Genomic DNA, 7,963 nt, shown 5'->3' on the forward strand with positions numbered 1-7,963 from the left:
GCCATGCATGCGGTTGTAAAAAAAGCCTTTGGCAAACACATCCCGAAAATCCAGCCGTAATTTACGCAGCAATGAATCGAGGCTAAACAACGAAAACAGCCGCGCCCCCTGATCACTGACTTCGGTTAACGAGCCCTCGCCCAGCACAAACGCCAATTGTCCGGCCAAACCGGCCGTTTCATACTGCAAAGGGCTGCCAGGCCAGTTCAGGGCAAAATCGACATCGGCGCGGCTGCCACTGATGGCAGAAGTTAACTGATATTCTGTGAGCAAGGTACCAATATTAGGTGAGCTGAACTTACCACTAAACTGACTGAAACCCGGTCCCTGATCTGGCTGCCACATGCCGCTCAGTTGTAGCCGGTTACGTTTATAGTCGGCCTCAAACTGGTGTAACAACCATACCTTATCATCGCTACTGGCATGGGCGTTGACCTCACCTAAACGGTAAGGTCCGATACTGCAATCCAGACAACTAAGCTGAATGGGCGGCAACTGCAGCCAGGTCGTTTCTGGCTGTCGCGTCCTATTTAGCGGAAAGGCTAATTGCTGGCTGACATCTTCCAGCACACCCGCCAATTCACTGGCCTCTGGCAAGGGTAAATGTAAATAATCCAGTTGAACCTTAATGCCTTGTCCTGACCAGTCATCAAAAAAACTTAAGCGGCTGGCCACTTCGCTACCGTTTAGCTGCAATTGCCAGGCACTATCAGTATGCTGTAACTCAAATACGGTCTTGTTAAAAGCAAAACCGGCCGGCAATTGCAACTGACCAATTTTTCCGCGCAAGCGCAAAGGGCCTTTCAACCAGGCCACTTGCTGGCTATCGCCAGCAGGTAGCTGACTACTAATAAGCTGGTACCAGGGCAGCAAGTCAGCTTGTGCCAAATCTATTGCTATTATCATCCCGCTGCCTGGCAGAGCAGTATCAGCCTGGCCCAGCGCCAGATTCAGCTGACTGAATTGATGGGAACTATGATCTATGCGGCCGGCAAGCTGCAATGCAGCCAGCTGCTTACTGTTAAGAGCAAACTGCAGCAGGCTATCTGTACTATTACCTTGCGCGCTCAGCTGCAATTGCGCAGGCACATCAGCCTCCTTGCTATAAGGTGCCGGCAGTTGCAGCGCCGTTTGCGTTAAATCCAGCGACAACGCTGCCTGATACTCAACACCTTCAGCCGGCAGCTGTAGCCCCAAATCAAGCTGGTATTGCACAGGCCCGCTCAGCAACCTGTCGGCTTTGGGCCACAGCGCTGTGCTTAATTGCCCGGCGTCACTGTCACCGCTTAAGCCGAGTGTCAGCTGGTATGCGCCAGGCTGCTGCTGTCCGTGAATCTGACTAGTAAAGGCCAGGCCACGCCAACGCCCTTGCAGCCGTTCGGCGCTAATCTGATCATTATCAAAACGTAACTGGCCACTAATATCGGTTAATTCCAGTTCAGGAGCTTGCAGTATGGCACTGAGCTGTTGCAAATCTACTGCGCCCGTTGCCCGGACACTGCCATCATTCAGGCCAACCCGAAGCTGTAGTTGCCCGCTGACATTCCCGCTGAGTCCTAAATGCTCTAAAGCCTGCCCGACATTGCTACGCAGCGGCGATTGCGCCAGCAATTGCTTAACGTCAATGACATCCTGCTGCGGCTCACTCTGGATTTGGATGATTAAAGGTGTGGGCTCAGTCAATGATGCCAGCGATGCCTGCACCCTGTCACCGAGCGGTAAGGTTAGCAGCTGCCCTTGCCGGCTCTGAATGAACAGCTGTTGCTGATCCAACCATAAATTGGCCTGCAGTTGCTCTACTGCCGGCCAGTTTGCATCAAACTCAAAACGCACATCGGCGACATCCGCTGCTAGCTGCATGATTGAAGGTATAGCTGACGGTATAGTTGACGCTGTGGAGGTCACTTCAGCGGCATCGCTATCACCCAAGACTAAACCATGCCATAAAAACCGGGCCGAGCTTAACTCACCCTGTTGCAAAGCACGGTTAAGATACTGACGTAAAGGAGCAGCTAAGTACCGCCTTGGCAGGTAGCGGTCCAGATGCAACATTTGCAACTGTTGCAGGCTAAACAACATACTGAGCTCAGGCTGGGCTTTCAGTGCCAGTTGCAATTGGCCTTGTAATTGAAAATCATCGGCATCCAGTGTCAGCTCGGTAACATTAAAGCGCCAATCTCCTTGCTTATCGGCCAGCCACTGCGCCTGCAGCTGTAACGATTGATAAGGACTAGACTGTGGCATTAACCCATCCCATTGCAGCTCGGACGGCGCCCCCTTGAGTACCATACGGCCAAAATCATTAGCCAGCCACAATTCACCACTGAGCTCACTGATACCAGGCACATCACCCAATGGCTGATGTTGCCATTGCTCGAACTGGCTATAGAGTTGCCAGTCACCGAGGGAATTAACCTGTGCCTGTAGTGTGATTACCTCGGCTTGTGGCTGATAGCCTAATAGGGTGGCTAATACTTGATGATCTTCTGCCATTAATTGCGCTAAAGGTGCCAATGCCTGCAAAGGGACCTGCTGCAAGGCCAGCTGCCAATCATCTTGCTGTTTTCTAAGCGCTACCGCCAGCTGCGGCCAACGCTGATTGGCACTTTGTAAGGTAAGTTCAGACGATAACAACGACCAGCCATCATCATCCGGCAGCCATAACAACTGCCCCTGACCTAGCTGTAAACTTTGCTCATTACCATCCCGCTGCCAATGCACACTGTTTTCGGCCAGTTCCACCTGGATCCGTTGCAGCCGGCCCTGATCAATTCTTCCCCAGGCGCTAAAGTTAACACTGGCTTTTTGCAGTCGGTTGGTTTGGGGGATCCATTGCCTGAACCAGGGCAGTAAATCCAACTGGTTGCTTTGCAAATACAGCTGACCAAAGGCACTATCCAGCGTCGGACCATATAAATCGACAATAAAAGACAATGTATTAGCGGTAACATTGTCAATCGACAATTCGCCTTCCCCCTGATGGCGGTTGCCCTGATTTCGCCAGTTAAGGTGCGTAATCTGCACCACCAGATTATCGGCGTCTGCCTGTTGCAGGCTGATACGGCTGTCACGTACTGTGAATTGGCGTAGCTGCCGAAAGAATAACTGTTCTAATGCCAGGCTCAGACTGGCATTCGTCACAGCGCCAGGCTCCTGAACGCGGAGCTCCTCACTAGCCAGAGTTAGCTGTAACCCTCGAAGTTCAACGTGTTCGGCCCGCCATTGCAAGCTGATTAAACTGCCCCAGAAATCGATATCTACCAGAGTTTGCTCAATACGCAGCGCAGCACCCTCTGCCGGGCTGCTTAAAAGCAAATCATTTAACAATAAAGCTGGACCCGTCTTATGCCAGGCCGCACTTAGCACACCAATCTGTAACTCAGCCCCCAGTTGTTGGCTAAGCATATTTTCGAGCTGTGTTTTATAGTTATCGGCGTAAGGCAGGCTGAGTCGAAGTAAAGAAATCAAAGTGGCCAGCAACACCAGTACGATGGCCAGCAACAGCCACAGTTTATGTAAGCAGTAAAAACAGACTTGTTTGGCTGACGCCACTTAAATCATCACCACGTCAAATTGCTCCTGCGTATACATAGGTTCAGCTTGCACACTAATTTGCTTGCCAATAAAAACCTGTAATTCAGCCAGGCTATGAAATTCGTCTGTGGTTAACGCATCTTTTACCACAGGCGAGACATACACCAGAAATTTATCCGCCGCATAAGCACGATTTACCCGGACAATTTCCCGTAAAATTTCAAAACAGACGGTCTCAACCGTTTTTAAACTTCCACGGCCCTTACATACTGGACACTCACCACAGAGGATATGTTCCAAACTTTCGCGGGTTCTTTTGCGGGTCATCTCAACTAAGCCTAATGCTGAGAAGCCATGAATATTGGTTTTCGCTCTGTCGCGCGACAATGCCAGCTCTAAGCTGTGAAACACCCGCCGCTTATGTTCGTCGGTTTGCATATCGATAAAATCAATAATGATAATACCACCGAGGTTGCGTAAGCGCAGCTGCCGGGCTATCGCCTGCGTGGCCTCGGTATTGGTATTAAATATAGTGTCTTCCAGATTTCGATGGCCTACAAAGGCGCCGGTATTAACATCTATAGTGGTCATGGCCTCAGTTTGATCGATGATCAAATAGCCGCCGCTTTTCAGCGGCACTTTGCGCTCTAATGCCCGCTGTATCTCGTTTTCAACATCAAACATATCAAAAATCGGCCGCTCACCCGGATAATATTCCAGCAGTGGCGAAATATGCGGCATGAACTCTTCACAAAAGGCCGTCAGCTGTTGAAAAGTAAGCTTAGAGTCTACTCGAACACGCTCCAGTTCGGTGCCCACAAAATCACGCAAAATACGGTAGCACAGCGTTAAATCTTCATACACCACCCCTTCTTTGCGGGTGATTTTTTTGCGTTTAAGTATTTTACCCCAGAGTTTCTTTAAAAATTTCGCGTCCTGCACCAACTCTTCAGCGCCGGCACCTTCAGCCGCGGTGCGGACAATAAAACCGCCATTGCCATCCAGGCAGCTGCTGACAATGTCTTTTAAGCGGCTGCGCTCTGCTTCACTGTCCAGGCGTTGTGACACGCCAACGTGACTGGAGTCGGGCATAAACACCAGATAACGCGAGGGCAAGGTGATGTCAGTGGTTAAACGTGCGCCCTTGGTACCCAGCGGATCTTTTACCACCTGCACCAGCAACAATTGTCCTTCGCGCACCAACACCCTTATATCTTTGCTACTGGCTGGTTTGCTATCCAGCTCATTGGCTTCGTGCTGCTGCACTATGTCTGAAGCATGTAAAAAGGCGGCTTTATCCAGGCCAATATCCACAAAGGCCGCCTGCATGCCCGGCAAGACACGGCTGACTTTACCCATATAGATATTACCGACCAGCCCCAACTTTGCCTGCCGCTCTATATGCAGCTCTTGCAGCACACCATTTTCGATCAGCGCCACCCGGGTTTCAGTGGGGGTGACATTTAGTAGTAGCTCTGCACTCATGCTTGTGTCTCCAGTGCCAGCACCATTTGCTCGGTTTCACACAATGGCAGCCCGACTACAGCACTGTAGCTACCATCAATGCGCGCAACAAAACGCCCGGCCAGGCCCTGAATAGCATAGCCACCGGCTTTATCCTGCGGCTCGCCGCTTTGCCAGTAAGCGGCAATTTCGGCCTCGGTAATCTGCCGAAAATACACATCGGTACTGACCAAGCACTGCAATTGCTGTTGACGACTAACCAAGGCCACGGCAGTCAATACCTGATGACAACGGCCAGACAGGGTTTTGAGGGTGGCGGTAAAATCAGCTTCAGATTTGGGTTTTCCTAAAATCTGTTGCTCAAATACCACTATGGTATCGGCGCCCAGCACCGGTAACTGCCCAGCGTTTAGTGCTAAACCGGCCTGTGCCTTAGCCAGGGCTAACCGGCGTACATAAGTGGTTGCCGGCTCATCGACCAGAGGCGTTTCGTCAACATCAACCTGTAACAAAGTAAAGGGCAGCTGCAGCTGTTGAAGCAGTGCCGCACGGCGGGGAGAAGCAGAAGCCAGAGCGATAGTTGGGTACATTATTGGATCTTAAATTGGCGGCGAAAACGTCTTAATAACCAGAATAACCAAGGCCAGGCTAACATGCCAGTTAGCACCGGCCATAAATAGGCCGGTAAAAAGTAAACGCCGGTCAGAAAATGACTGAGCCAGAATAATAGCAAGTGGTACAGCGCCAGCATTAAGCCAACCAGTAACGCCTGCTGAATGATTGCAAAATTTCTAATTTTCAGGTGGTTAACTGCAAAAATAAAGCTGACTACCGAGAAGGCCAGTGCATTCACGCCCAGCACAGTGCCTACCAGTACATCGACCAGAAAACCCATAAAAAAAGCCGTGCCGATATTGACCCGTGAAGGAAGGGCCATTGTCCAGTACAACAAAATTAATAATGCCCAATCGGGGCGGTAAGGCGTAATTTGTGCTGGCATCGGCATTACCGTCAGCACCAGCGCCACAAACAAGGAGAAATAAATAAAACCTATGCCATGGGCCCTACGCATCAGTCTGTTACCTCAGCAGTAACGGGATCGGCCGGCAATAACAGCAATACATGGCGGATACGATCAAGTTGCGCATAAGGGCGGGCATAGACAGTCATAAAAGGCTGACTGGCGTCTCGAATCACTTTATTGACCTCGGCAACCGGATAGCCTTCAGGGAAGCGGCCATCAAGACCTGATGTTAATAAACGATCACCTTCACGAATATCGGCACTGAGCGGCAAATGAATAACCCGCAACAGATCCCATTGCCCCAGCCCCTCAGCTACAGTGCGGATGCCAGTGCGCTCGGCGCGCAAGGCAATAGCATGGGTGTTATCAGAGATCAGTATGGCGCGGCTACTGGTTGGCCCGACACTGACAATTTGCCCGACTACACCTTTGTCATCAATCACCGGCTGATATTCAGTAACGCCATCATTGCTGCCTTTGTTTAATACCACCTGATGGCTGAACGGATGACTGTGCACAGCTAACACTTCGGCCACCAAACGCTGCCCTTCCAGTACCGGCAAAGAGCCCAGTAAGGCTCGCAACTTGTTGTTTTCTTGCTGTAGGTAACCCAGTAACTGCAGTTGACCATTTTGACGCAATAAGGTTTCTTTGAGCAGGCTGTTTTCAGCTAACAAGCTTTGTTGCGCGATAAACTGCTGCGATACCTGGCTAAACAGGGTTTCGGGTAAACTGGCCAGATAAAACAGCGGGCTGACCGCAGTGGTCAGGTATGAGCGCAGCTGGGTGGCGCTTTCGGTATAACGGTCGATAAAAATTAAACCGGCACTGCAGCATACCGCTAACATTAAGCGGAGGCCCAGTGCCGGTCCACGGCCAAACAATTCATTCATCTGTAATAACCAACCTGACTATTCTCAGCGGGTTAGTCATAACTGAACACATCACCACCATGCGAATCAATCATCTCCAGCGCCTTACCACCACCACGGGCAACACAGGTCAGCGGGTCATCTGCCACTACCACCGGAATGCCGGTTTCTTCCATTAACAGCCGGTCTAAGTCACGTAACAGTGCACCACCGCCGGTCAGCACCATACCGCGTTCAGAAATATCAGACGCCAGCTCTGGTGGCGACTGCTCCAGCGCTACCATGACGGCACTGACAATACCTGCCAACGGCTCTTGCAGAGCTTCGAGGATTTCATTGCTGGTCATGGTAAAGCTACGGGGTACACCTTCGGCCAGATTGCGTCCACGCACTTCAATTTCCAGCACATCATCACTGGGGTAAGCCGAGCCGATTTCGGTTTTAATGCGCTCAGCCGTGGCTTCACCGATTAAGATGCCATAGTTACGGCGAATATAGTTAACAATGGCATCATCAAATTTATCTCCGCCAATACGCACTGAAGATGAGTACACCACGCCATTAAGAGAAATAATGGCGACTTCTGTGGTACCGCCACCAATGTCGACCACCATAGAGCCGGTCGCTTCCGATACCGGCAAGCCAGCACCAATAGCTGCGGCCATCGGCTCATCAATCAGATATACCTCACGCGCGCCGGCGCCTTGCGCTGATTCACGAATAGCCCGGCGTTCTACCTGAGTAGAACCACAGGGTACACATACCAACACTCTCGGACTGGGTCGTAAAAAGCTATTGCTGTGTGCCTGGCGGATAAAGTGTTGTAACATTTTTTCGGTGACATAAAAGTCTGCGATAACGCCGTCTTTCATTGGGCGGATGGCTTTAATGTTACCAGGGGTTCGGCCTAGCATGCGCTTTGCCGCATGGCCCACCGCTGCAACACTTTTCGGACCACCGGCCCGCTCTTGCCGAATGGCCACAACTGAAGGTTCATTCAGCACTATGCCCTGATCTTTAACATAAATCAGCGTATTGGCAGTACCAAGGTCAATGGATAAGTCGTTCG

Annotated in this window: 6 protein-coding genes; all 6 read right to left on the reverse strand. The window is 51.0% G+C overall.

The window, feature by feature from the left end; genetic code table 11:
* Nucleotides 1-3,552: YhdP family protein (locus tag V7D78_RS10220; RefSeq protein ID WP_333608349.1), on the reverse strand; the 3,552-nt coding region annotated here is incomplete at its 3' end.
* On the reverse strand, nucleotides 3,553-5,019 hold the full coding sequence (gene rng, locus V7D78_RS10225) for a ribonuclease G (protein ID WP_333608350.1): 1,467 nt from the start codon (nucleotides 5,017-5,019) through the stop codon (nucleotides 3,553-3,555).
* The gene (locus V7D78_RS10230; RefSeq protein ID WP_333608351.1) at nucleotides 5,016-5,588 is read right to left on the reverse strand and encodes a Maf family protein; all 573 of its coding nucleotides are present in this window, start codon (nucleotides 5,586-5,588) and stop codon (nucleotides 5,016-5,018) included. Before V7D78_RS10230 ends, rng begins: the two co-directional genes overlap by 4 nt.
* Nucleotides 5,588-6,070, reverse strand: coding sequence for a rod shape-determining protein MreD (mreD, locus tag V7D78_RS10235; protein WP_333608352.1), 483 nt, complete (start codon nucleotides 6,068-6,070; stop codon nucleotides 5,588-5,590). The genes V7D78_RS10230 and mreD overlap by 1 nt, the downstream gene beginning before the upstream one ends.
* Nucleotides 6,070-6,915 carry a rod shape-determining protein MreC gene (gene mreC, locus V7D78_RS10240; RefSeq protein ID WP_333608353.1) on the reverse strand — a complete coding sequence of 282 codons (846 nt, stop codon included), beginning with the start codon at nucleotides 6,913-6,915 and terminating at the stop codon, nucleotides 6,070-6,072. The genes mreD and mreC overlap by 1 nt, the downstream gene beginning before the upstream one ends.
* 32 nt (nucleotides 6,916-6,947) lie before the next feature.
* The coding region (locus tag V7D78_RS10245; protein WP_333608354.1) for a rod shape-determining protein at nucleotides 6,948-7,963 on the reverse strand (1,016 nt) is incomplete at its 5' end.

Source organism: Arsukibacterium sp., assembly GCF_036735525.1.
Classification (GTDB): Bacteria; Pseudomonadota; Gammaproteobacteria; order Enterobacterales; family Alteromonadaceae; genus Alishewanella.

Excerpts from the sequence above, each read along its gene's own strand:
- rng (WP_333608350.1), bottom strand. The coding sequence starts at position 5,019 with ATGAGTGCAGAGCTACTACTAAATGTCACCCCCACTGAAACCCGGGTG.
- V7D78_RS10230 (WP_333608351.1), bottom strand. The coding sequence starts at position 5,588 with ATGTACCCAACTATCGCTCTGGCTTCTGCTTCTCCCCGCCGTGCGGCA.
- mreD (WP_333608352.1), bottom strand. The coding sequence starts at position 6,070 with ATGCGTAGGGCCCATGGCATAGGTTTTATTTATTTCTCCTTGTTTGTG.
- mreC (WP_333608353.1), bottom strand. The coding sequence starts at position 6,915 with ATGAATGAATTGTTTGGCCGTGGACCGGCACTGGGCCTCCGCTTAATG.